Annotated in this window: 23 protein-coding genes and 1 pseudogene; 5 read left to right on the forward strand and 19 right to left on the reverse strand. The window is 49.5% G+C overall.

The genetic code is table 11. The features are described 5' to 3' along the window. From RGV86_RS02470 to RGV86_RS02500, 7 genes and pseudogenes are all read right to left on the reverse strand, one after another. The gene (locus RGV86_RS02470; protein ID WP_000555451.1) at positions 1–795 is read right to left on the reverse strand and encodes an ABC transporter permease; all 795 of its coding nucleotides are present in this window, start codon (positions 793–795) and stop codon (positions 1–3) included. Then, positions 785–1726 (reverse strand): ABC transporter permease, encoded by a 942-nt coding sequence (locus tag RGV86_RS02475; protein ID WP_001251309.1) that lies wholly within the window; start codon positions 1724–1726, stop codon positions 785–787. The genes RGV86_RS02470 and RGV86_RS02475 overlap by 11 nt, the downstream gene beginning before the upstream one ends. Further along, on the reverse strand, positions 1727–2740 hold the full coding sequence (locus RGV86_RS02480) for an ABC transporter ATP-binding protein (RefSeq protein WP_000220384.1): 1014 nt from the start codon (positions 2738–2740) through the stop codon (positions 1727–1729). It lies immediately after the preceding gene. A gap of 17 nt (positions 2741–2757) precedes the next feature. Further along, entirely contained in the window at positions 2758–3903 is a 1146-nt protein-coding gene (gene ydcS / locus RGV86_RS02485; RefSeq protein ID WP_000047453.1) for a putative ABC transporter substrate-binding protein YdcS, read from the reverse strand. 241 nt (positions 3904–4144) lie between these two features. Beyond that, positions 4145–5554, reverse strand: coding sequence for an aminotransferase-like domain-containing protein (locus tag RGV86_RS02490; RefSeq protein WP_000760661.1), 1410 nt, complete (start codon positions 5552–5554; stop codon positions 4145–4147). Positions 5555–5632: 78 nt separating this feature from the next. Continuing rightward, complete coding sequence (gene hicB, locus RGV86_RS02495) at positions 5633–6049, reverse strand: type II toxin-antitoxin system antitoxin HicB (RefSeq protein WP_085460770.1); 417 nt, start codon at positions 6047–6049, stop codon at positions 5633–5635. A gap of 44 nt (positions 6050–6093) precedes the next feature. Next, positions 6094–6259, reverse strand: a pseudogene (locus RGV86_RS02500) (type II toxin-antitoxin system HicA family toxin). A gap of 221 nt (positions 6260–6480) precedes the next feature. Between RGV86_RS02500 and RGV86_RS02505 the strand changes: the two are divergent. Continuing rightward, positions 6481–6711: a DUF2554 family protein gene (locus RGV86_RS02505; RefSeq protein ID WP_000494236.1), complete on the forward strand. Its 231-nt coding sequence runs from the start codon at positions 6481–6483 to the stop codon at positions 6709–6711. A 92-nt stretch (positions 6712–6803) separates the two neighbouring features. Here the strand turns inward: RGV86_RS02505 and rlhA are convergent, their stop codons facing one another. After that, positions 6804–8765 carry a 23S rRNA 5-hydroxycytidine C2501 synthase gene (gene rlhA, locus RGV86_RS02510; RefSeq protein ID WP_024212373.1) on the reverse strand — a complete coding sequence of 654 codons (1962 nt, stop codon included), beginning with the start codon at positions 8763–8765 and terminating at the stop codon, positions 6804–6806. A 72-nt stretch (positions 8766–8837) separates the two neighbouring features. Then, positions 8838–9374 (reverse strand): helix-turn-helix domain-containing protein, encoded by a 537-nt coding sequence (locus tag RGV86_RS02515; protein ID WP_000429135.1) that lies wholly within the window; start codon positions 9372–9374, stop codon positions 8838–8840. A 52-nt stretch (positions 9375–9426) separates the two neighbouring features. Here RGV86_RS02515 and ydcO point away from each other — a divergent pair, with 52 nt between their 5' ends. Then, positions 9427–10638 carry a BenE family transporter YdcO gene (gene ydcO, locus RGV86_RS02520; RefSeq protein WP_071987904.1) on the forward strand — a complete coding sequence of 404 codons (1212 nt, stop codon included), beginning with the start codon at positions 9427–9429 and terminating at the stop codon, positions 10636–10638. A 34-nt stretch (positions 10639–10672) separates the two neighbouring features. Here ydcO and RGV86_RS02525 read toward each other — a convergent pair whose 3' ends face one another. From RGV86_RS02525 to tehA, 3 genes are all read right to left on the reverse strand, one after another. Continuing rightward, positions 10673–11341: a DUF3313 domain-containing protein gene (locus tag RGV86_RS02525; protein ID WP_001261028.1), complete on the reverse strand. Its 669-nt coding sequence runs from the start codon at positions 11339–11341 to the stop codon at positions 10673–10675. Positions 11342–11624: 283 nt separating this feature from the next. Next, positions 11625–12218, reverse strand: a complete 594-nt coding sequence (tehB, locus tag RGV86_RS02530) for a tellurite resistance methyltransferase TehB (RefSeq protein WP_000586748.1) — start codon at positions 12216–12218, stop codon at positions 11625–11627. Further along, positions 12215–13207, reverse strand: a complete 993-nt coding sequence (gene tehA, locus RGV86_RS02535) for a dicarboxylate transporter/tellurite-resistance protein TehA (protein WP_001190280.1) — start codon at positions 13205–13207, stop codon at positions 12215–12217. The genes tehB and tehA overlap by 4 nt, the downstream gene beginning before the upstream one ends. Before the next feature lie 123 nt (positions 13208–13330). On the opposite strand from tehA, the gene ydcK reads away from it, so the two are divergent. After that, complete coding sequence (ydcK, locus tag RGV86_RS02540) at positions 13331–14311, forward strand: YdcK family protein (protein ID WP_085460739.1); 981 nt, start codon at positions 13331–13333, stop codon at positions 14309–14311. Here the strand turns inward: ydcK and rimL are convergent. The 4 genes from rimL to hglS form a co-directional block, all read right to left on the reverse strand. Beyond that, complete coding sequence (gene rimL / locus RGV86_RS02545; RefSeq protein WP_000140870.1) at positions 14303–14842, reverse strand: 50S ribosomal protein L7/L12-serine acetyltransferase; 540 nt, start codon at positions 14840–14842, stop codon at positions 14303–14305. The two genes, ydcK and rimL, sit on opposite strands and share 9 nt — an antisense overlap. Positions 14843–14903: 61 nt before the next feature. Next, a complete protein-coding gene (locus RGV86_RS02550; protein ID WP_010351400.1) occupies positions 14904–15128 on the reverse strand; it encodes an HP1242/YdcH family protein in 225 nt (74 codons plus the stop codon). A gap of 141 nt (positions 15129–15269) precedes the next feature. Then, positions 15270–16925 carry a glucan biosynthesis protein OpgD gene (gene opgD / locus RGV86_RS02555; RefSeq protein ID WP_000375981.1) on the reverse strand — a complete coding sequence of 552 codons (1656 nt, stop codon included), beginning with the start codon at positions 16923–16925 and terminating at the stop codon, positions 15270–15272. Positions 16926–17149: 224 nt separating this feature from the next. After that, entirely contained in the window at positions 17150–18493 is a 1344-nt protein-coding gene (hglS, locus tag RGV86_RS02560) for a 2-oxoadipate dioxygenase/decarboxylase HglS (protein ID WP_085460740.1), read from the reverse strand. Positions 18494–18709: 216 nt separating this feature from the next. Here hglS and RGV86_RS02565 point away from each other — a divergent pair, with 216 nt between their 5' ends. After that, the gene (locus RGV86_RS02565) at positions 18710–19633 is read left to right on the forward strand and encodes a LysR substrate-binding domain-containing protein (RefSeq protein WP_000414570.1); all 924 of its coding nucleotides are present in this window, start codon (positions 18710–18712) and stop codon (positions 19631–19633) included. A 37-nt stretch (positions 19634–19670) separates the two neighbouring features. On the opposite strand, the gene RGV86_RS02570 is transcribed toward RGV86_RS02565, so the two are convergent. Next, positions 19671–21311: a methyl-accepting chemotaxis protein gene (locus RGV86_RS02570; protein WP_000557614.1), complete on the reverse strand. Its 1641-nt coding sequence runs from the start codon at positions 21309–21311 to the stop codon at positions 19671–19673. Between the two features lie 400 nt (positions 21312–21711). Between RGV86_RS02570 and RGV86_RS02575 the strand changes: the two genes are divergently transcribed. Then, positions 21712–21861: a type I toxin-antitoxin system Hok/Gef family toxin gene (locus RGV86_RS02575; RefSeq protein ID WP_024165206.1), complete on the forward strand. Its 150-nt coding sequence runs from the start codon at positions 21712–21714 to the stop codon at positions 21859–21861. A 73-nt stretch (positions 21862–21934) separates the two neighbouring features. On the opposite strand, the gene RGV86_RS02580 is transcribed toward RGV86_RS02575, so the two are convergent. Then, positions 21935–22135: a YdcA family protein gene (locus RGV86_RS02580; protein ID WP_286136290.1), complete on the reverse strand. Its 201-nt coding sequence runs from the start codon at positions 22133–22135 to the stop codon at positions 21935–21937. 245 nt (positions 22136–22380) lie between these two features. Then, complete coding sequence (gene cybB / locus RGV86_RS02585; RefSeq protein WP_010347364.1) at positions 22381–22911, reverse strand: cytochrome b561; 531 nt, start codon at positions 22909–22911, stop codon at positions 22381–22383. Positions 22912–22980: the final 69 nt, after the last annotated feature.

Here is a 22980-nt window from a genome sequence, read left to right on the forward strand (position 1 = left end):
TTATTGACCATTGTCGCCTTCGCGGGTTAGCCACCAGGCTCCCAGGATCGGCAAGGTTGTTACCAACATAACCAGCAGTGCCACCACGTTGGTTACCGGTACATCACGTGGTCGCCCAAGCTGATTGAGCAACCACAACGGTAACGTTCGTTCATGACCTGCCGTAAAGGTCGTAACGATGATTTCATCGAACGACAAGGCAAACGCCAGCATTCCTCCTGCCAGTAGCGCCGAACTGAGATTCGGTAACACCACGTAGCGGAAGGTTTGCCAGCCATTGGCCCCAAGATCCATTGACGCCTCAACCAGACTCCATGAGGTACGGCGAAAACGGGCGATGACATTGTTAAACACCACCACTACACAAAAAGTCGCATGACCGACTACGATGGTGAAAAACCCCGGCTCCAGATTGATAGTTTTAAACGCGGTTAATAACGCCAGGCCTGTGACAATGCCCGGCAGCGCAATGGGCAGCAGCAATAACAGCGAAATGGCGTTTTTGCCGAAAAAGTCTCGTCTCCAGAGCGCGGCGGCGGCCAGCGTCCCTAATACCAGCGCAATTAATGTCGCCAGCGCCGCCACTTTAAGTGACAGCGTCACGGAATCAAGAATGTCACTACGCTGTGCTGCCACGCTAAACCAGTGCAGCGTCAGACCTTGCGGTGGAAAACTAAACGCCGCATCTTCAGTGTTAAAAGCATAGGCCGCGATAATCAGGATGGGAAAATGGAGGAAAACCACGCCGCCCCAGGCCGCCAGTTTGAGGAAAAACGGTGCGCGCTCAGAGTGCATCGAACGCTCCCAGACGTTTCACGAACGCCAGATACAGTGCGATCAAAACAATCGGCACCAGGGTGAACGCTGCTGCCATCGGCATATTGCCAATCGCGCCTTGCTGCGAGTAAACCATGTTGCCGATAAAATACCCCGGCGGGCCAACCAGCTGCGGGACAATAAAATCGCCCAGCGTTAGCGAGAAGGTAAAAATAGAGCCGGCTGCAATGCCAGGGATCGCCAGCGGTAACACCACATAACGGAAGGTTTGCCGTGGACGTGCGCCTAAATCCGCTGAGGCTTGCAAAAGTGACGAGGGCAAACGCTCCAGCGCCGCCTGCACCGGCAGAATCATGAACGGCAGCCAGATGTAGAGAAACACCAGAAAGCGTCCCAGTCCGGAAGTTGACAGTGTATTACCACCCACCGCCGGTAGCGTGAGAAACGCAGTTAATAACGGTTCCAACCCCAAATGCTGTAAAAACCACTGCGCCACGCCATCTTTCGCCAGCAATAACGTCCAGGCATAGGCTTTGACGATATAGCTCGCCCACATCGGCAACATTACCGCAATGTAAAAAAACGCTTTCATCTTACCGCTGGTGTAGCGCGCCATATACCACGCCATCGGAAAGGCCAAAAAAGCACTGGCGATGGTCACAGCAACTGCCATTGTTAACGTGCGCAGAATGATGTCGTAATTGGCCGGATTAAACAGCGCGCGGATATTCGCCAGTGTCAGTTCCGGTGTTACCGACATGGTGAAATCATCAAAAGTATAAAAGCCCTGCCATAACAGCGTCAGCAGCGAACCGAAATAGACGATGCCAAACCACATCAACGGGCCAAGCAGCAGCAAAAACAGCCCCAGCCCCGGATTCCGCCAGAAGAAACCTGACACCTTGCCCAGACCTGGACGTGAAGGTGATTGCAATACGTTCATCGCCATTCACCTCTCCTCAACCAGCGGCACCATCACATCGCGCGCCCAGGAAACCATCACCTGTTGTCCTGGAGTAAGCGTAGCGGGGAGTTCTTCCCCCGTCATATTTGCCTGACTTACCAGCAGTTTTTCACCGCCGCTCAGTGTCAGTTCAAAACGGGTCGCCGCGCCCTGATACTGCACCGCCTGGATCGTGCCATTAGCCTGCACTTCGCCAGGTGTATTGAGGCGAATATGTTCCGGGCGCAATGCGAAGCTACCCATCATTCCGCAAAGTTTCTCTGCCATCAGCGCATCAAAAACGTTGGATGTACCGACGAATCCGGCAACAAACGGCGTGCGCGGGCGCATGTAGAGATCACGTGGTGAATCGACCTGCTCAATGCGACCGTTGTTGAACACTGCCACACGGTCGGACATTGATAATGCTTCCCCCTGATCGTGGGTGACGAAGATAAACGTGATGCCGAGAGATTGTTGCAGCTTTTTCAGCTCAAGTTGCATCTGCTCACGCAACTTGAGATCCAGCGCGCCGAGTGGTTCATCCAGCAATAATACGCGTGGTTCATTTACTAATGCTCTGGCGATAGCAACCCGCTGGCGCTGACCACCAGAAAGTTGTGACGGCTTACGTTGCTGAACAAAACCAAGCGCCACTTTTTCCAGCGCCTCTTGCGCCATGATGTAACGCTTTTTTTTCTCCACACCTTTGACCATTAACCCGTAGGCCACGTTATCGAGAATCGACATATGGGGAAACAGCGCATAGTCCTGGAAAACGGTATTAACATCCCGCTCCCACGGTGGCAGATTGCTGGCGGGTTTACCAAAGATAGCGATCGCCCCGCCGGAAAGTTGTTCAAATCCGGCAATCAGGCGCAGGCAGGTGGTTTTGCCGGAGCCGGACGGCCCCAGCATTGAAAAGAACTCACCATCTTTTATCGCAATACTGACGCCATCTACCGCGCGCACGTCACCGTACAACCGCGAGACGTTGTCAAACTCCACTGCGTACGTCATAAAACACCTCAGCGAAGTTAGCGACCGCCCATAATGGCAATGTAATCCTGCGTCCAGCGACTGTAGGGAACAAACTTGCCCCCTTCTGCTATAGGCGTTTTCCAGAAAGCAATTTTATCGAAATAGTTAAAACCGTTGGTCTCACAGCCTTTTTCGCCTAATAACGGACTGGCTTTACATCCTTCCGGCACTACCGGCAATGAGCCAAACCAGGCTGCCACATCACCCTGCACTTTTGGCGTTAATGACCAGTTCATCCATTTGTAGGCGCAAACCGGATGTTTCGCTTCGCTATGCAGCATGGTGGTATCAGCCCAGCCGGTAACCCCCTCTTTCGGGAATACTGTGGCGATTGGTTGGCCTTCGGCTTTCAACGCGTTGGCCTGATACGGCCAGGCACTAGAAGCAACCACACCCTCGTTTTTGAAATCGCTCATTTGCACGGTGGTGTCATGCCAGTAGCGATGTATCAAACTATGTTGATCGCGCAGCACTTTCAGCACCGCCTGGTACTGTTCTTCGGTAAGTTGGTACGGATCGCTGATGCCCAACTGCGGCTGCGTAGCTTTGACGAACAACGCGGCATCGGCAATATAAATGGGGCCATCATAGGCCTGTACCCGACCTTTATTACTCTTGCCGTCCGGCAGATTCTGCTCAACAAAAACCACTTGCCAGCTATCCGGCGGTGTCGGGAAGGTTTTGGCGTTGTACATCAACAGGTTAGGCCCCCACTGATACGGCGTACCATATACTTTACCGCCAACGTTAAACCAGTCGCCTTTTACTACACGCGGATCGAGTGTTTTCCAGTTAGGAATTAGCGCGGTATTAATCGGCTGCACGCGTTTACCCATAATCAAACGCAGCGAGGCATCGCCGGACGCCGTGACCAGATCGTAACCCCCTTTGGTCATCAGACTGACCATTTCATCGGAAGTCGCGGCGGTTTTCACATTTACCGCGCAACCTGTCTCTTTTTCGAATTGCGTTACCCAGTCGTATTGTTTATCAGTTTGTCCGCGTTCGATGTATCCCGGCCAGGCAATAATATCCAGTCGCCCTTCCGGTTTATCTAAATTGGTAGGCGGTTCGGCGGCGTGAGCGGTCATTATAGTCATGGTGAGCGCACACAGGCTGCTGCGGGCAAATGTCTTGCTCATAAGGTCTTACTCCTGTCGTAATTAATTGTTCAGCCGCCGTGCCGTAAAAATATCTCCTTGTTTAACCATAGACGGCGGCTTGCAGGCACACCTTCACCCCTGAGAAAATTTAATCAGGTTGTGAGCTAACGCGCATTATGCCGTCTGTGAAGCTATCTTCTGGAGTATAGACAAGGGGTTACGAAATATGGCTTCTATTCGAAATTCATATTACCCAACCTGAGAGGAATTAAATTGAAAGTTACTTCAGATGTTCTTGAATAAGTTTGCCTAATTCTTTTACTGCCTGTTCTTCGCGCTCTCCCCATTGCCACGCGGTATTAAAACGGAAAAAACGCGACCAGCGTTCGCCAGTAGAAAACATTTTACCCGGCGCAATACTGATGTGATGCGCCAGTGCCGTCAGACTTAATTCGCCTGCATCTAACGGTTCGGGAAGTTCCAGCCAGAGAAAATAACCACTGTCGTTATGGTGTATTTTCACCTCCGCAGGCAGGTAACGCAGCAGCGCCTGCCAGGCGCGTTGTTTGCGTTCCGCAAGCTGACGACGTAGACGACGCAGATGCGCATCGTAGCGGCGTGTAGAAAGGTAATCCACCAGGGCAAGCTGCATCGGTGAACTGGTGGAAAGTGTACTCATCAACTGCAAACGTTGGATTTTACGCGCATGTTTTCCTGCGGCGACCCAACCGATGCGAAAACCTGGCACCAGGCATTTGGAGAATGATGAACAATGCAGCACGCCATCGTGGCGATCCCACGCTTTTGCGGGCAGCGGTTTTTCCCGTCCGAAGTAAAGTTCGCTGTAGACGTCATCTTCAATCAGCATCACGTTGTACTGACTAAGGAGTTCTACCAGCCGCGCTTTTTTCTGTGGCGTTAAGGTAAAACCGAGCGGGTTCTGGCTGTTGGTCATTAACCAGCACGCTTTCACCGGATACTCTTGTAACGCCAGTTCAAGCGCCTGAAGGTCGATCCCTTCGTTAACATCCGTCGCTACCGATAACGCCTTCAGCCGTAACCGCTCCAGCGCCTGCAACGCGCCGTAGAAACAAGGATTCTCGACAATCACCCAATCACCCGGCTCGGTTACCGCTTGCAAACTGAGGTTTAATGCCTCTAACGCCCCGGCGGTGATGACGATTTCATCGGGCGAAATTGTGATGCCCTGTAAGGCATAGCGACGAGCAATAGCCTGACGAAGCTCAGCATTCCCTGGAGGTAAGTTTTCAATCACGCTCATCGCCGTTGCGGTTTTGCTTACCTGTGCCAGGGAGCGATTGAGTTGTTGAAGCGGAAACAAGCGCGGATCGGGAAAAGCGGATGCAAACGGCACCACTGAAGGATCGCGACTGGCCTGCAACATGTCAAAAATATAAGTATTGATATCGACTGTTTCATCACGTGTGACTGGAACGACTGGGGCTTTCGGCATTTTTAATGCCTGTGGTGCAACGTAATAACCCGACTGCGGTCGCGCGATAATATGCCCCTGACTTTCGAGTAACTGGTAGGCATGGCTGACGGTCATAAAGCTCATACCAGAAAGCGCCACCTGTTCACGCAACGAAGGCAAACGATCGCCGGGTTGCCAGATGCCCGACGCAATCTGCTCGCGTAATTGTTCTGCCAGTTGCTGGTATTTTTTCATTATCGGATCGTTTTTATGTGCAGATGATCCGGCAGTCTATATCAGTTGTTAAAAATGACAACTTTTCGTTAACTGTAATTAAACCATCACCAGCGATAACTCTTTGCCCAGAGCTTTAGCCGCAAGCTGGACGGCGTCGATTTTTGTCGCGTGGTGCAAATCAAACAAGCGGGTGATCTCCTGCTTAGGTTTACCAATTCGCTTCGCCAGCTCTTGCTGAGTAATGTCTGACTGCAAAAAAGCATTTAACAGCAATACTTTAGAGGCAACGCTCAAAGGCACTTCAATAAAGTGATCGTGACTATTTAATGGCGAAGGTAACGGGATAAGCTCGTTGTCTTCAAAATAAAAATCAAATGCGATCAGTAAAGCATCTTTTGCCGCTTCCATCGCTTCAGCGACAGTTTCGCCCTGGGTCAACGCTTCAGGGATATCCACAAAAGAAACCATATAACCGCCTTCCGGCGCGGGTGTAAGAGTGACGGGATAACGCATAATTTCGACTGTCTCTCGCATGTCATTAACCTTTTAATTGGCGATTAACTCAAACCGAGTTGTTTCAGAATTGCTTTCTTTAATCTCTTCACTTGGGTGACGCGGCATGACACTGCGCCTCCCGTGAAACCTGAGTTTTAAATGGTTGCTGCCATTCGCTACATCGACGCCCTGAGAGTCGAGCCAACGTCTGAACTCGCTTTGTTTCACATCGCCTCCCTGCCGCTGAGTATATCAACAAAGTAAACATTAATGTTTACCTCCGTGTGTAATTTGCTCGAAAATAGCACTTAATCGCCGCAACGGCAGAATGCGATGCCAAATAAGGAAGGCTGATTCCAGAATTTCTTTGCGCTAATTTGCAAAACTGAATAATAACCTCAAGAAACTATCGGCATCATAGCGGCAAAAGGTAAGAAAAAGGTGTCGGGATGTTTACGAAGGCGTTAGCGGTTGTCTTATTAACGTGTGCGCTGTTCTCTGGACAGTTGATGGCAGGACACAAAGGACATGAATTTTTGTGGGTAAAAAATGTGGATCATCAACTGCGTCATGAAGCGGACAGTGATGAATTGCGCGCCGTTGCGGAAGAATCGGCAGAAGGTTTGCGCGAGCATTTTTACTGGCAAAAGTCACGCAAACCAGAAGCGGGACAGCGTTGAGTCGGTTGTTGCCGGATACGGTATGAACGCCTTACCCGGCCTGTAATATCTGCAAATTCAATAAGTTGTTAACAGGTCTGAAAATTTGCGTTTTACCCTTTTCGCTTCGGCAATGTTTTCATCAGTTCATCCGGGCTTACGGAGGCGACAACACTCCCCGGTAACGGCATTTTCAGAATGTGATTTTTGATTTTGCCAATGACGTGCATCTCACACGGCCGGCAATCAAACTTTAGCGTTAACACTTCATCGCCGTTAACCAGTTGCATTGGCGTTGCTTTCCAGCTTTTGATATTGCCTTTCGCCTGTTTCGGGCACAGATTGAAGGCAAAGCGCAGACAATGCTTGGTGATCATTACCGGCACTTCGCCCTTCTCTTCATGCGCTTCATAGGCAGCATCAATCAGTTGCACACCATAGCGATGATAAAATTCACGAGCTTTCTGGTTGTATACGTTCGCGAGGAAACTCAAATGCGTTTGCGGATAAACTGGCGCAGGGTCAGCAACCGGTTTACGACTACCGCGCTGATAACTGGCAAGACGCGCAGCATCCAGCATTTCAGCAGCCTCACGGCGGAACTGATTTAACAGACTGTTTGGCACAAACAGCGCCCCCGGCAAATTAATTTGCACATCGCGGGCGTAATAGATGGTTTGCCCAAGCTTCGACAATCCCTCTTTCAGATTGAGGAGTGCTTTTTCGGCGTTATTCGCTTCGTCGAACTGCCCGTCCAGCGTATGAGTGATACTGACGCCCTCTTCACTGGTCAGAGTCAGAATCAGTTGTTCCTGCCAGCCGCCCAGTTCAATGTCTACCGCCACCCGACGTTCGCTGGAGGTTTTGGTCAACGCCTGCTGCCAGTTATGGTCGAGGTTGCGATTAAGCGGATGGTGCGGGCGAATTTTGTGCAGCTCCACTGGCATCTCATTTGGCCAGACGCGGTACTGATTTTCCCCAGTTTTCTCTACCGTGTTGGCACGAAAGCCGACGACTTCACGCTTAATCATTACGTTCAGTCCATCGCCGTTAGCCAGCGGTTCGGTAACCTCAACATCAAGATGATCTTTCGCCACTTTCAATACTTCACCCACCGGCAGGCCGATAAATTTCGGTGAATCGAATGCGCCAATATCGCCTTTACGCGCGTTAACAAAGTAGTCGGTGCTGCCACGATGGAAGGTTTTTTCTGTCGACGGTACGAAGAAGTGCTCAGTACGACCGGATGAAGCTCGCGCCAAAAAGCTACGTTCTTCAATAATGGCATCCAGCATCTGGCGATAGTGGGCGGTGATATTCTTCACGTAGCTCATATCTTTGTAACGCCCTTCAATCTTGAAGGAACGCACGCCTGCATCAATCAAAGCGCCCAGGTTGGCAGTCTGATCGTTATCTTTCATCGACAGCAGGTGTTTTTCATAGGAAACCACCCGCCCCTGATCGTCTTTCAATGTATATGGCAAACGGCACGCCTGCGAGCAATCGCCACGGTTGGCGCTACGCCCTGTTTGCGCATGAGAAATGTAGCACTGACCGGAATATGCCACGCACAGTGCACCATGAATAAAGAACTCAATGGTCGCGTCCGTGGCCTGATGAATCGCACGGATCTGCTCAAGATTCAGCTCTCGCGCCAGCACAATCTGCGTAAAACCGACGTCCGAAAGAAACTTCGCTTTCTCTACAGTGCGAATATCACACTGCGTACTGGCGTGCAGTTCAATCGGCGGAATATCAAGTTCCAGAATCCCCATATCCTGAACGATCAGTGCATCAACGCCTGTCTGGTAAAGGTCGGTAATCAGTCGCTGCGCCGGTTCCAGTTCATCGTCATGCAAAATGGTGTTAAGCGTGACGAAAATTTTTGCACCATAACGATGGGCAAATGGCACCAGCTCGGCAATATCTTTCAGGCTATTACTGGCATTATGACGGGCACCAAAACCAGGTCCGCCGATATAAACAGCATCGGCACCGTGCAAAATAGCTTCGCGGGCAATGGCGGCATCGCGTGCCGGGCTTAACAGTTCAAGACGATGAGAAGATACGGTCACTTTCTTATCCAGTAGCTGAAAAATGGCGGCTATTTTAGCCACAAGCGCGACGTTGCGAAATAGTTTTCCCGCTTAACTACGCGGGTAATGGATGAGGGAATGAAAATGTACGGTTTGCTCCCCACAATTACGATAGACATGCCTGACGTCGGCAGCAAAACGAACACCTTCTCCACAATTAAGACTACGCCATTCACCATCAACGCACAGATCAAGCTGTCCATCAATGACGACAACATGCTCAATTACCCCTTTTTCGTGCGGCGTCGATTCGCTTATTGCACCGGGTGCCATCTGAATCGAGAAGTGTTCAAAGCAGAGTTGCGGATCATAAGGAAACAGCGAAGTGATCACCATTGCCTGCTGTTGTGGATCATAAACTGATGGCGTAATGGTCTGCGGCGGCGAAATAAATGTCGAAAATGGCACGTTCATCCCGGTGGCAATTTTCCAGAGTGTCGCGACCGTCGGACTGGACTCATTGCGCTCAATCTGCCCTAACATGGCTTTAGAAACGCCCGTGGCGTCTGCCAGTCGCGAAAGACTCCAGCCTCGCTGCTGACGAAGATGTTTAAGCGTAGTGGATAAAAAGCGAGCGAGATTTTCCATGCGACTCCTCCGGCAAAACAGGAGTTTATCACTTGTGCGTTATAACGGACAGATGCTACGGTGCCTGTACGCTATAACGCACGAGGTGACTATGCGTCTGTTTTCTATTCCTCCCCCCACGCTACTGGCGGGGTTTCTGGCGGTATTGATTGGCTACGCCAGTTCAGCAGCAATAATCTGGCAAGCGGCGATTGTCGCCGGAGCAACCACTGCACAAATCTCCGGCTGGATGACGGCGCTGGGACTGGCAATGGGAGTCAGTACGCTGGCGCTGACATTATGGTATCGCGTGCCTGTTCTCACCGCATGGTCAACGCCTGGCGCGGCGCTGTTGGTCACTGGTTTACAGGGGCTAACACTTAACGAAGCCATCGGCGTTTTTATAGTCACCAACGCATTAATTGTCCTCTGCGGCATAACGGGACTCTTTGCTCGTCTGATGCGCATTATTCCGCACTCGCTTGCGGCGGCAATGCTTGCCGGGATTTTATTACGCTTTGGTTTACAGGCGTTTGCCAGTCTGGATGGTCAGTTTACGTTGTGTGGCAGTATGTTGCTGGTATGGCTGGCAACCAAGGTCGTTGCACCGCGCTATGCGGTAATTGCCGCGATGATTATTGGGATCGTGATCGTTATCGCGCAAGGTGACGTTGTCACAACTGATGTTGTCTTTAAACCCGTTCTCCCCATTTATATTACCCCTGAATTTTCGTTTGCTCACACTTTGAGCGTTGCACTCCCCCTTTTTCTGGTGACGATGGCATCGCAAAACGCACCGGGTATTGCGGCAATGAAAGCGGCCGGGTATTCGGCTCCGGTTTCGCCACTGATTGTATTCACTGGCTTGCTGGCGCTGATTTTTTCCCCTTTCGGGGTTTATTCCGTCGGTATTGCGGCAATTACTGCCGCTATTTGCCAAAGCCCGGAAGCGCATCCGGACAAAGATAGGCGTTGGTTGGCTGCCGCCGTTGCGGGCGTCTTTTATTTGCTTGCGGGTCTGTTTGGTAGCGCCATTACCGGAATGATGGCAGCCCTACCGGTTAGCTGGATCCAGATGCTGGCTGGTCTGGCGCTGTTAAGCACCATTGGCGGTAGTTTGTATCAGGCGCTACATAATGAGCGTGAGCGCGACGCTGCTGTGGTGGCATTTCTGGTAACAGCGAGCGGGCTGACATTGGTTGGGATTGGTTCGGCGTTTTGGGGATTAATTGCCGGCGGCGTCTGTTACGTGGTGTTGAATTTAATTGCTGACAGAAACCGATAATAAGAAGCGCCATCTTACGATGGCGCAACTGGCATTACTTTTTGTTAACGTCAAACATGGTGGCATCGGTCGCCATGTCATCAATAACTTGCTTAATATTTTCGAAAGCCATTGGCGTACTTTCGTTATTCAGGTCTTTACCTTCGCCCTGACGAACGACTTTGATAACAGGTTTATTGGTAGCCGCATCAATCAGTTCACCTTCAAAGTACAGGCGGGTATCCATGGTACGGTGACCGGTTGCCATTTGTGTTCCCGCTACCACTAATGCAACAGGAACCACTTCATAGAATTGCAGTCCTTCTTTACTAGTATCAACACCAGTAATAGCACCACGGAAAATCAGACTACGCGGGCCAGCAGTGGTAACCAGTGGTTTGCGCTGCGCAATCGCTTCTTTCATTTCGGTATTGGTATAACTCAAAATTCTATCCAATACTTTCTGCCCTACCTGAGTAGAAGGTTTCGGCACCGGATAATAAGTGATTGGATTCCAGACAATACTGTCATATTTACTTTGGTCGAAATCAGGGGAAACCCAGCGTAAAACGGGTTTACCTGTTGCCGATGTTGTTTCTTGAAGATCAGAGTAATTCTTTAAAAAGCCAGAGTATTTATCCGGCTGGGTGATTTTAGAGGCACAGCCGGACAGAGCCAACAAGCCGCATAAAGCTGCAACTTTCGCAATTGATGTGGTACGCATGAATAGTTTCCTGAGATGATTATATTACTTTTTAAGTTATAGCAAAAAGCACCGCTTCGTGTTGTGGCAAAAAAAGTGTTGGCAGAAATAAATTTATCGACCCCTTTTTCGACAATATAGTCAATGCTGAAAAAGGAGCTGAGTCAATCATCATTGATTTATTTTCAGAGACTTGAGGCGATAAAAAAGCACATCCGCTGTGACTTATTTCACATCATCCTGCTAAAAAATATGCTTACCGAATAGATCAACAGGCAAACTTCTTACGTTGATCCTTTTCAGGTCATTTTTTACGTGCCAGCATAGTAGCGAAACGCAGTTTAATACGATTACCGTTGGCATCGGTGCGGTGTAATTCACCGACATCTTCATTGTATTTCAATAAATCCCAGCCTTCATAATAACGACGTAGCTCTCCCTCTTTGAAGGCAAACGGAAAGCCGACGGTACATGGAAAATCAGTAGTATCCATCGCAGCCACAATCAGGTTGTAACCGCCAGGTTTAGTGCAACGTTGCATATTGCCAATCAGCCCTGGGATGGTTTTCGCCTCCAGGAACATCAGCACCACAGTAGAAAGAATAAAATCGTACTGTCCATCAAACGTGAGGCTATTCAGATCGACAACCTGAGTACGTAAATTTTCCAGATTTTCAATGGCTTTAATGCGCTCAACGTTGGCAATACTCATGGCATTTTTATCCCATGCGTCAACATCATAACCATTGGCTGCAAGGTAAAGACTGTTACGACCATTGCCACAGCCCAAGTCCAGCGTTTTCCCCGGTTTAACGATTTTCACCGCTTCCAGAACTTCGGAGTGTGTGCGGGTTAATTCGTATTTGTTAGTAAAGTAGTTTTCGTCACGAATGATCATTCTTTGTCCTCGGATTTCATTAAAACGGCGCGCTCAGTTCTGATTAACAATTTTCCCTGCATCAGAAGCGCGAAAGTACGGATGAGCAGTAATGCAATAATAAAATTGGTAAAGATAAACAACGGCACCGCCAGCGTATGGAAAAAACCATTATCGCTACCGCTTCCCAGATGCAAACCGGTGGTAGCCAGCGCGGAAACACCGAACGAAAAACTCCAGAATGAGGCATTAAACGGCTGTGAGAGATACCACGGCATCAGGCGCAGCATAAACAGTAATTGCAGCAGCCCATAGCCAAAGAGCATTTTCGCCAGCGTGTCCCCCTCGCCGCCGTTGACGCTTAACCAGGCACTACAGGCCACCAGAGCCGGAGCGAGTTGAATGCCAAGCGATGTCCGCAGCGCCGTGGGTAATTCTCCCGAGCTGCGCAGTCGTTGAAGGATCACCGGTTCAAGGCTTAACCAGGAGAAGACGCCAGCGCCTAAAAATACCAGTCCGGCATCGGTATAACCCAGCGCACCGCAGGCCATCGCGCTGATAAAGTTATTGGCAACAGTAGGCAAATAAAGCCCTGGTGTCGTCGCTTCTTCTGGGTGAGAACCGCGCCATAATCCGGCAGTTTGCCAGGCAGCGTAAACCAGTTGAATCACTACCCCAACGCTGAACAGACATACTGCCAGCGGGCGAAACCACGGGACAAAACCAATCGCCACCAGCATCGTCGTTGCCGGAAACAAGCTCACAAAACTGCTCATCACCGGATGGCGAACTTCCGCCAGCACGCTTTGCGGAAAGCGCATCAGTCGGGTAATGAATGCGGTGGTCAATAATCCCCAGATGATCATCGCCAGAATCACCAGCCCATCCCCCAACCAGTGACTAACCTGCCAAACCTGGCTGGCATAGCGCCAGGCAAATCCCATCCCTATCGTCCCCAACACAATGCCAAAATAACCTGCCGGTAAATTGAGCACTTTATCGCTCTGCATCTTGTTACTCATTTTGTTTAATTTATAAAGTATATTTGAAATGCATTTTATGGAAATTTCTCAAACATAGCCAGAGTCGCAGAATTTGCTACGGTTATAGTAAGTCACCTGCGGGAAAACGCTATGCGCAAATATCGTCTAAGTGAAGAGCAACGAGCCTTTAGTTATCAGGAAGATGGCTTCAAAAAAAGTGTGCTATTACGGCAGATTATTGCCATAGCCGATTTTAATGATGTGATAGCAGGGACGGCTGGTGGTTGGATCGATAGCGAAACTGTGCTGGCGCAGGAAGGTAATTGCTGGATTTACGACCAGAATGCTCTTGCGTTCGGCGGAACGGTGATTTCCGGTAATACGCGTATTACCGGCGCCAGCGTGCTATGGGGAGAGGTTTGCACGACGGATAACACCTGGATCGATAACAGTGAAATCAGCCAGGGCGTCCATGTAAGTGACAGTGTCACCATTCGTGATTCAATAGTTTGCGGTCAGTGCAGAATTTTTGGTCAGGTCTGTATCGATCAACATTCAATGATCGTCGCCACACAAGGCTTAACGCCCGACCACCATCTTCTGCTACAAATTTATGACCGCGCCAGCGTCAGCGCCTCACGCGTTGTCCATCAGGCGCAAATTTATGGCGATGCCGTCGTCCGCCATGCTTTTATTGAGCATCGTGCCGAAGTTTTTGATTTTGCGCGTATTGAAGGTAATGAAGAAAACAACGTCTGGCTGTGCGACTGTGCGAAAGTCTACGGTCACGCACGTGTGATTGCCGGAACTGAAGAAGATGCGATTCCAACAATTCATTACAGCTCACAGGTGGCGGAATATGCCATTGTAGAAGGCAATTGCGTGTTAAAACATCATGTCCTGATTGGCGGAAATGCCGTTGTGCATGGCGGTCCGGTTCTACTTGACGATCACGTTATAATACAAGGAAAGAGCCGTATTTCAGGTGCGGTAATGATTGAAAACCATGTGGAGATAACCGACCACGCCGTCGTTGAAGCCTTTGGTGGCGACACCATTCATGTCCGTGGTCCAAAAGTCATTAACAGTGAGGAACGTATTACGCGAACGCCGCTGGCTGGGTTATTGTGAATCGATAATGCGCGCGTATAAATTCACATCATCATAGACATCATTCAGGAACTCAGCCTGTTTCAGGCAACCTTCCAGGCTAAAACCATTGCGCAAGGCAACCTGGTTGCTTTGCGGGTTGTCCACCCGACATTTGATCACAAAGCGTCTAAGTTCACCAGACTGGGCGTAATGGTGAATCAATGCCTGTAGCGCCTGAGAAATGATCCCCTGTCCCTGATGGGATTCGTCCAGCCAGTAGCCGATTTCGGCGGTTTTATTTAGCGGTTCAATTCGATTAAAAGAGATAACGCCGACGAGTTCATTTTCTTTGAAGATCATGAACATTTTGGCGTAACCGCGTTGATGCAACATCATATTACCCTGCACCGTTTTTCGCGTGTCCTCTTCGCTGTGAACAAACTGCGGCCAGTTTAGCGACTGCTGTAACCAGTTTTTATTTTTGCAGGTTAACTGATAAAGAGGTGTGACGTGACTTTCTGCAACGGCATGTAATTCAAGTGAGTCGCTTACTTTTATCGTTTCAGTCATCTTATCTCCTGTTACTCTTTGCAGTCGTTAAAAAGCCGCCTGGCAGGCGGCTTAGGAAAGTTTACACCTCTTTGACGCTCTCCTGTTGCAGGATTTTAAGCATCTCATCCTTCATTTGTAATTTCTGTTTTTTCATGCGAGCGACTTCCGCATTGTATCCTCGACCGTCAGAGCCTTCCTTTCTGGCAATTTCATGATCAAGTTTATTATGTTTATCAAACAAGGACATAAAGCGAGGATTTTCGTTTTTCAGACGGGATATTAAATCTCGATATTCTGGAAACATACGCACTCCCTGTTAGTGGCTGACAACGTGTATATGGAATATACAACATCAGATTACCCATTTAACTTGAGGAAAAATGCGAGCGGGATCGTGTTTAACCAGACGGCACCCTCCCGGAAGAAGGTGCCTAAAAAATGAAGATTAGTTCATCACGCGATCGTCAACATACTGGCGCTTATCCGGTGCTGGAGGGAAATACTGATACAGCCATGTTTCACTGATGGCATCGCCCTGGCAGCGCAAATACATACGCATATCGACCGGATCAGTTGAGTCCGAAGTCGGATACCAGTCAAACTGAATACGGTAACCATCAATCGGCTCAATGTAGAGAATTTCTATTTGTTTCGCTTCACCACTGGAAAGTGTGATAACAGGCTCAATCCCTTTCGGCGCAGCCGCTTTCAGATCACCACCGACAAAATCGACGGCAAAACGACGAGCCCATTTTTCCGGATAATGTTCACCTGGCGCCCAGCCTTCCGGGAAGCCTCCCATGCCGGTACGCGTCGCCATAACTCGTGCTAATGGACAATGAACGGGAGGCTGTGCACTCCAGTAAAGACGATACTGAAACGCCAGTTCGTCGCCCGCTTTGATTGCTTTCTCTGGTTGCCAGAAACAGACAATATTATCCAGCGTTTCTCCCGTCGTCGGGATCTCCATCAAACCGATAGTGCCCTTACCCCACTTGTTACGCGGTTCCACCCACAGACTTGGGCGTTTGTTATACCAGCCCATAATGTCCTGATAATGGGAGAAATCACGATCCAGCTGCAACAAGCCAAACCCTTTTGGATTGTTATCGGTATAGGCATTGAACTGCAATTTCTGCGGATTATTCAGCGGACGGCAGATCCACTCGCCATTGCCCCGCCACATGGAAAGACGGTCGGAATCATGGATTTGCGGATGAATGGTGTCGCACATACGACGTTCGTTAGTCCCGCAACTGAACATACTGGTCATCGGCGCGATGCCCAGTTGTTTAATGTCTTTACGCGCATACAGGTGATTTTCGACATCCATAATCACCTGGTTCTTCTCACAGTGGATGGTGAACTTGTAAGCACCAGTAATGCTGGCGCTATCGAGCAACGCATAAACGGTAAAAGTGGTCGCGCCAGGTTTTACCGTATCGAACCAGAAGGCGGTAAAGTCGGGGAACTCTTCTTTGCTGTCGGTGTAAGTGTCGATCGCCAGACCACGCGCCGACAAACCATATTGATAAGTGTCATCAACGGCACGGAAATAACTGGCACCGAGGAAAGAAACCACGTCGCGGCGCGCCAGCTCCGGTGCTTTAAATACACGGAATCCCGAAAAACCGAGATCGCTTTGCCCTTCTAATTGTTTGGTATCAACACCCGCATCGTTGTATTTGAACAACTCCGGACGGAAGTGTATTTCGCGCGCCAGATGTGTTGCTGGATCAACAGAGAACATGCGAACTCGGCGACGGAATCCCATCCCCATATGGAAGAACTGAGCGTCCAGCTGGCGATTCTCAACGTTATGCCAGAGTGATTTTTCGGCGTCATACTGAATGCTGTTATAAGCCTGCGGCGTCATCGTCGCCAGCGTATCGGGTAACGGACGCGGCGCACCACGCCACGCTGTTTGCGCTAAGTCGTGCGCCATTGACTGTAAAATAGAGAAGTCAAAACGCTGGGTTTGCCCGTCGGCAATATCAGATTCTGCTGCGAACGCAGCCTGAGAAAAAAGAGAAGCAATGCCGCTAGTCCCGCACACGGCGGCCATAGCCATTGAACCTTTAATAAATCGTCTACGATCCATACCTGAAAGTGAGTCCTTCTGGTGTAGTGAATGGTCCCGCGCTGGTCGTATTCAGCGGCAAGAAAATGCTTATTAATGACCGCTCACTCTAGACAATATTTATTAATAATCCAATTGTTGAACTCAGAGAATATGCATAAATCGGCAATTTTTTTCTGTCGATGGGATGAGCCTGATTCGTTTGTAAAATCAGGCAAATTTTTGCAAAGTCGGTTGGACAGAATTTAAAGCAAACCACAGCGGCGTTTACTGCGTTCTTCCGCTTCCTGGTACAACTGAAACTCATCAAATACCGGACACCCCAGCGCCAGTTCAAAAGCCTCCCGGCTGGCATTACCGTGACTGCGCATTTGCGTTTCATTACCCAGATTCGACTGGAAGATCCCCGCAGCACTAACCGGCAGGAAATCCTCATAGGTAATAGGTTGCGCCACTACCCAACCACGTTCGATCAAAGGTTGTGGATCGTCACCGGGATGGATCGCCTGACGATGCGCCTCACCCGATGGCGTCAGACGATAGCGAAACCATGCCAATCCCTGCTGGCGCATCAGAAATTCACTGTCCGGGAAGGCGCTGAAGGTTTCCTGCAAATGCAGTTGGTGAGTGAGATTATCCTGTCCGATTCCGGCGTTACGCAGAAGCTCATCATACAGTTGCCGTCCTTTCGGCGTTAATGCCACACCACGTTGCTCTATCTCACCAAAGCGTGCGGTATGCGTTCCCTGCTTTTGCCCTGCAAACAACACGGTCTCTTCCAGCGCCTTAAAACTGGTCTGGCGCAGTAAAATCGGCACCTCGCGGCGCGGCGGCCCTTCGATCAGAATTTTGGGTTCAATACCGCATTCGGGCATCATCGACTGCACCCGGTCAATGTCGAGCGTGCGTGGCGTCAGGTGGTTAATATGGCAGCCAGGAAAACAGACCACATCAGCAATCAGTCGATGTTCGTTGTGCAACGCGCGATAGGTTTCTTCATCTACTGTTGCTGACTGATGCCAGCGAAACGTCTCCAGGACTTCCTGCACAAACTCCCGCGCCTGAGCTTTGCTAAAGCCGCCCTCCCGATCATATACATCTAACAGTTGCCGACAACGCGGGGTAAAGATATCGCGCTGATGTAAAATCTCCGCCGCCTTCTGGCGCAAGGTTTCGTTTTCGATGAGTTCAAGGCGAAGTAATGAGGTAAAAACCCGGAAAGGATTACGCGCCAGCGAGGCATCATCGATAGGACGAAATGCTGTGGAATGTACCGGCACCGCCGCCTGCGAGAGATCGTAATAACTGACCGGATACATCCCCATAATGGCAAATATCCGCCGTAGAGTGGCAAGCTCTTGTGCTGTGCCGACGCGGATCGCCCCATGACGTTCAACGTTAAGTCGCGCCAGTTCGTCCGCATTTACCATTTTTTCATGCAATTGGGGATTGTTTTCCAGCACAGACAGATTGACGTCAGCCACCAGTTCCAGCAGCGTACCGTACTGTGGAACTTCTTGCTGATACATGGCTGACATAGCCTGCGAAAACTGTTCCCGAATCTCATCCGCCGTGATGCTGTTCGCCATAATCTCTGCCTCCAGTGGTCAGTAATCTGGAGTGTAGGTAACCACATTTACTCTGGTGGGAAGAATTTACAAACTGTGATCTCCCCACGAAATCAGTAAAACCACGCCTGAAAACGTAACAAAATTGCTTTATATGTTAATAATATTTTGCAATCAAGTTATCATAATCAAACAACTTCACTTGTCAGCGGCACCGCTTCGTTTTTAACATCGCTTATGGAAAAAAATAGTCTGTTTAGTCAGCGCATCCGTTTGCGCCACCTTCATACTTTCGTAGCTGTCGCACAACAAGGAACTTTGGGGCGCGCGGCTGAAACCCTTAATTTGAGTCAACCTGCGCTCTCTAAGACATTGAATGAACTTGAACAATTGACAGGCACCCGCTTATTTGACCGTGGACGTCAGGGCGCGCAGCTCACCTTACCTGGTGAGCAATTTTTAACCCATGCAGTCAGAGTGCTTGACGCCATCAACACCGCAGGTCAGGCGCTTAATCGTAAAGAAGGGCTTAACAATGATGTTGTAAGGGTTGGTGCATTACCCACAGCTGCACTGGGGATCTTGCCTTCCGTTATTGGTCAGTTTCATCAGCAACAAAAAGAGACCACTCTGCAAGTTGCTACCATGAGTAACACCATGATTCTGGCAGGCTTAAAAACGGGAGAAATTGATATCGGTGTTGGCCGGATGTCAGATCCTGAACTGATGACCGGGCTTAATTACGAATTGCTGTTTCTCGAATCGCTGAAACTGGTTGTCCGGCCTAACCACCCGCTTCTTCAGGAAAACGTGACGCTAAGCCGGGTACTGGAATGGCCGGTTGTCGTATCGCCGGAAGGCACTGCGCCCCGCCAACATTCAGATGCGTTAGTACAAAGCCAGGGCTGCAAAATTCCTTCGGGTTGTATTGAAACGCTTTCAGCATCGCTTTCGCGTCAGCTTACGGTTGAATATGACTATGTGTGGTTTGTCCCTTCTGGCGCAGTAAAAGACGACCTGCGTCATGCCTCGCTGGTGGCGCTGCCTGTTCCGGGACATGGCGCAGGCGAACCGATTGGAATACTGACCCGCGTAGATGCAACGCTCTCTTCCGGCTGTCAGCTAATGATTAACGCAATTCGGAAATCAATGCCATTCTGAAAGGTGAAGGGATCTTGCGATCCCTTCTTTGACATTATCACGCCGTTGCCAAACTAACCGAGTTGCCTGCTCCTCGTTGATCCACAGGTAACGATTGTTTCTTCAGGCGGAATACATCCACAGCCTCAGTTAATCGTGTCGCCTGCTCTTCAAGCGACACCGCCGCTGCAGACGCCTCCTCCACCAGAGAGGCATTCTGTTGTGTTACTTTATCCATTTCAGAAATCGCCTGGCTAACCTGCGTTATTCCCCTGCTTTGCTCATCCGAAGCAGCGGCAATTTCCTGCATGATATGTGTGACGCTCGCCACTGCATCCACAATGGCACTCATCGTTTTACCTGCTGTTGCCACTTCATCAGCCCCTTGTCCAATCAACTCAACTGATTCGCTGATTAAGCCTTCAATTTCTTTCGCTGCCTGGGCGCTGCGACTGGCAAGTGTACGCACTTCGCTGGCAACAACCGCAAATCCGCGACCTTGCTCACCAGCTCGCGCGGCTTCAACGGCGGCATTGAGCGCCAGAATATTTGTCTGGAAAGCAATACTGTTGATCACGGCGGTGATTTCGGAAATTTTTTTCGAGCTACTGGAGATATCGCCCATCGTTTTCACCACGCCGGAAACTGTCTTCCCGCCATCGCTGGCTTTAACGGAAGCCTCTTGTGCCAGACGGCTCGCGTGGTGTGCATTATCCGCATTCTGTTTCACCGTCGCGGTGAGTTGCTCCATGCTGGCAGCGGTTTGTTCAATCGCCGCCGCCTGTTCTTCAGTGCGTGAAGAAAGGTCAGCATTGCCAGCGGAAATTTCGCTGGTGCCGCGATAAATCTCCTCCGCCCCCTGGCGTACCGTCCCGACGGTCATCACCAGCGAATGCTGCATTTTCTGTAGATGGCGGCTCAAACGTCCAATTTCACTGCGCCCCGTCGGTTCGTCGTTCATTGTCAGATCGCCACTGGCGATTTGTTCAATACGGTGCGCGGCATGTTGCAGAGGTCGAATCACAATCCGACGCAAAACAATGAAGGTCATCAGCGTCATGACTAGGGCAAGCATAAACGCACCTATCATAAACATCACACCCAGTCGAGTGCGCTGATGCGCCTGCTCCGCCAGGTGGTTCGCTCTGGCGCTACGTATTTCAACGGCTTTGTTTAATATATGGGTATAAGTATTATCCAGCGTTCGGATATGCTCACTTTCATGATTAATAATCGCTTCAAACATGCCATTTTTGGCATATTTCAGCATAGGCTGGAGGCCAGTTATATAAGCCTGAAAACGTTGATTTAATTCAGCGTTCAGAGCTTCATCTGCAGCCGTTTTCACCTGGCGATTCTGGTAAGTACGATAACCTTGCTGCGATTGTTTAATCTGCAATTCCGCTTGTGCGATATTTCGCTTCATCTCTTCCATTTCTGCGATACGGCTCGCCGCCCCGGCCTGAATCATATTGATCCGGGCTGAACGCAGATAATCAGAGCTATTTGCCAGACCGGTGCGAGTCTGGATCTCCGCAGTAGCGTCACGCTGATCGCGGTCAGCCTGCCAGAGAAAATACCCAGCCAGAGCTGAACTCAGGGCAAAAAGAAGTAATATGCCGCCCAGAATAAAGGCAAATAACGGAACTAACCTGATGTGATGTAAAAAACCTAAGCGGTGTGAGGGTGTTGTATGCATGGCCGTTGTCTCTCTTCCAGATTTACTCCCGAGAGAGAATCATCGGCAATCGATGGTAATTGCTTACTGCCAAAAACGTTTTCACTTCACATTTTGACAACATTTTATGCGTTAAGAGATCATCGGGCGCCGCAATCAATAGGCTGGCGAATAAGAATGCTTTGTGAGGTATATTGCGTGAAATTCTGGAAAGCGTTACGCAATTCCGTAAAGTGATTATTTCCCTGCTAAGAGAAACTGCATAGGATGATCGCGGGTGCCTGAGACTTTCTGTTTTCAGGCTAACCGGGAATCAGAAAGACGAAGGCCCCGACCGATATTTCTATCAACCGAGGCCGACGAATGAACCCAACAATTCAGATGTTAGCCTCTTACCCGCCATCCGGCAAGGAGAAAGGCTATGAAGCGCAACCCTCTGGTGGTGTGTCTGCTCATTATTTGTTTCACAATACTGGCATTCACACTTCTGACCCGACAAACGCTCTACGAACTGCGGTTCCGGGACGGTAATAAGGAGGTGGCGGCTCTCATGGCCTGTAAGTCCAGGTAAGGGCCAGCGCGGGGAGTTTTCCCCGCGCATCTGGCTGGCAGGTTCATTTTCTCATGGCACCCCTTTTTTCCTTTCAGTTAGTACATGTCTTTTTCGATGCGCTGATAGATCCATCGTTACAAACAAATTTGCCACCAGCAGTACAGTGGGATATCCCACCTTTCGAACCAGAACACGGCTTGCGCCCGGCATCGGCATAAAACGAAACAAGCATTCCCACAAACAAGATAAGTGCAATTTTTTCATATAACCTCCATTGTTTACCAAATTTTATGTTCGGTATAAAAGTTATACGCTTGGTGGATTTGATTTCACTTAGAGAGATCAAAAATTGAGGAAATTGGATTTCAATCTTAACTGAAAGATAAATTGGTTAAATATAATCCAGATAAACACATAAAGGCTAATTATGGTTTTATTTGTCATACAAATAAATATAATAGATGCTTCCGATGTAGACCCGTATTCTTCGCCTGTACCACGGGTCTGGTTTAGTACAGGCGCTTTCTTTTATTGTCGTCAGGAACGCTTACGCGGCATCATGCGCAGAAGCGTGTTGTCCTTCCAGAAATAGTGGTGTGCCAATGCAGCAGCAGCATGTAGCCCGATAACGAAATATCCCAAATTTGCCAGCGTTTCATGCCACGACTTTAAAATATCCACCAGATCGAAATTTGGCTCTGATGTGTAAGGCATCGTTACACCGAACGCAAACCAGGGATTGCCACGGTTATACATCATCACGATACCAATCAGTGGCAACGCGATAAACAGCAGGTAAATGACCAGATGCCCAAGATGCGCAAGCCCCGTCATCATCGGTTTCGGTTTAGGCACAATTGGCGGGGTTGGATATTTCAGTCTTAGCACAAGACGAAGCACCATTAGTACGAGAATCGAAATGCCGCAGGAAACATGGATCATGTTGATGAGCGGCCGATCGGCTCGCGGGAAAAAGCCACGAAACTCCATTGCGCAATACGCTGCAATAACCAGCAAAAAGACCAGCCAGTGAATGCCAATTTGTAACCTTGAATATTTCTTTTCCATAACATTTCCTGCTTTAAAACAATTTTCCGTTAACATAACCAGCTTTTCTTAAAATTTCATTAAATATTG

Origin of the sequence: Escherichia ruysiae (assembly GCF_031323975.1) — a bacterium.
Lineage (GTDB): Bacteria > Pseudomonadota > Gammaproteobacteria > Enterobacterales > Enterobacteriaceae > Escherichia > Escherichia ruysiae.

Bases quoted from the DNA above. Each gene is read 5' to 3' on its own strand.
- RGV86_RS02470 (WP_000555451.1), bottom strand. From the start codon at position 795: ATGCACTCTGAGCGCGCACCGTTTTTCCTCAAACTGGCGGCCTGGGGC.
- RGV86_RS02475 (WP_001251309.1), bottom strand. From the start codon at position 1,726: ATGGCGATGAACGTATTGCAATCACCTTCACGTCCAGGTCTGGGCAAG.
- RGV86_RS02480 (WP_000220384.1), bottom strand. From the start codon at position 2,740: ATGACGTACGCAGTGGAGTTTGACAACGTCTCGCGGTTGTACGGTGAC.
- ydcS (WP_000047453.1), bottom strand. From the start codon at position 3,903: ATGAGCAAGACATTTGCCCGCAGCAGCCTGTGTGCGCTCACCATGACT.
- RGV86_RS02490 (WP_000760661.1), bottom strand. From the start codon at position 5,554: ATGAAAAAATACCAGCAACTGGCAGAACAATTACGCGAGCAGATTGCG.
- hicB (WP_085460770.1), bottom strand. From the start codon at position 6,049: ATGCGTTATCCCGTCACTCTTACACCCGCGCCGGAAGGCGGTTATATG.
- RGV86_RS02505 (WP_000494236.1), top strand. From the start codon at position 6,481: ATGTTTACGAAGGCGTTAGCGGTTGTCTTATTAACGTGTGCGCTGTTC.
- RGV86_RS02515 (WP_000429135.1), bottom strand. From the start codon at position 9,374: ATGGAAAATCTCGCTCGCTTTTTATCCACTACGCTTAAACATCTTCGT.
- ydcO (WP_071987904.1), top strand. From the start codon at position 9,427: ATGCTACGGTGCCTGTACGCTATAACGCACGAGGTGACTATGCGTCTG.
- RGV86_RS02525 (WP_001261028.1), bottom strand. From the start codon at position 11,341: ATGCGTACCACATCAATTGCGAAAGTTGCAGCTTTATGCGGCTTGTTG.
- tehB (WP_000586748.1), bottom strand. From the start codon at position 12,218: ATGATCATTCGTGACGAAAACTACTTTACTAACAAATACGAATTAACC.
- tehA (WP_001190280.1), bottom strand. From the start codon at position 13,207: ATGCAGAGCGATAAAGTGCTCAATTTACCGGCAGGTTATTTTGGCATT.
- ydcK (WP_085460739.1), top strand. From the start codon at position 13,331: ATGCGCAAATATCGTCTAAGTGAAGAGCAACGAGCCTTTAGTTATCAG.
- rimL (WP_000140870.1), bottom strand. From the start codon at position 14,842: ATGACTGAAACGATAAAAGTAAGCGACTCACTTGAATTACATGCCGTT.
- RGV86_RS02550 (WP_010351400.1), bottom strand. From the start codon at position 15,128: ATGTTTCCAGAATATCGAGATTTAATATCCCGTCTGAAAAACGAAAAT.
- opgD (WP_000375981.1), bottom strand. From the start codon at position 16,925: ATGGATCGTAGACGATTTATTAAAGGTTCAATGGCTATGGCCGCCGTG.
- hglS (WP_085460740.1), bottom strand. From the start codon at position 18,493: ATGGCGAACAGCATCACGGCGGATGAGATTCGGGAACAGTTTTCGCAG.
- RGV86_RS02565 (WP_000414570.1), top strand. From the start codon at position 18,710: ATGGAAAAAAATAGTCTGTTTAGTCAGCGCATCCGTTTGCGCCACCTT.
- RGV86_RS02570 (WP_000557614.1), bottom strand. From the start codon at position 21,311: ATGCATACAACACCCTCACACCGCTTAGGTTTTTTACATCACATCAGG.
- RGV86_RS02575 (WP_024165206.1), top strand. From the start codon at position 21,712: ATGAAGCGCAACCCTCTGGTGGTGTGTCTGCTCATTATTTGTTTCACA.
- cybB (WP_010347364.1), bottom strand. From the start codon at position 22,911: ATGGAAAAGAAATATTCAAGGTTACAAATTGGCATTCACTGGCTGGTC.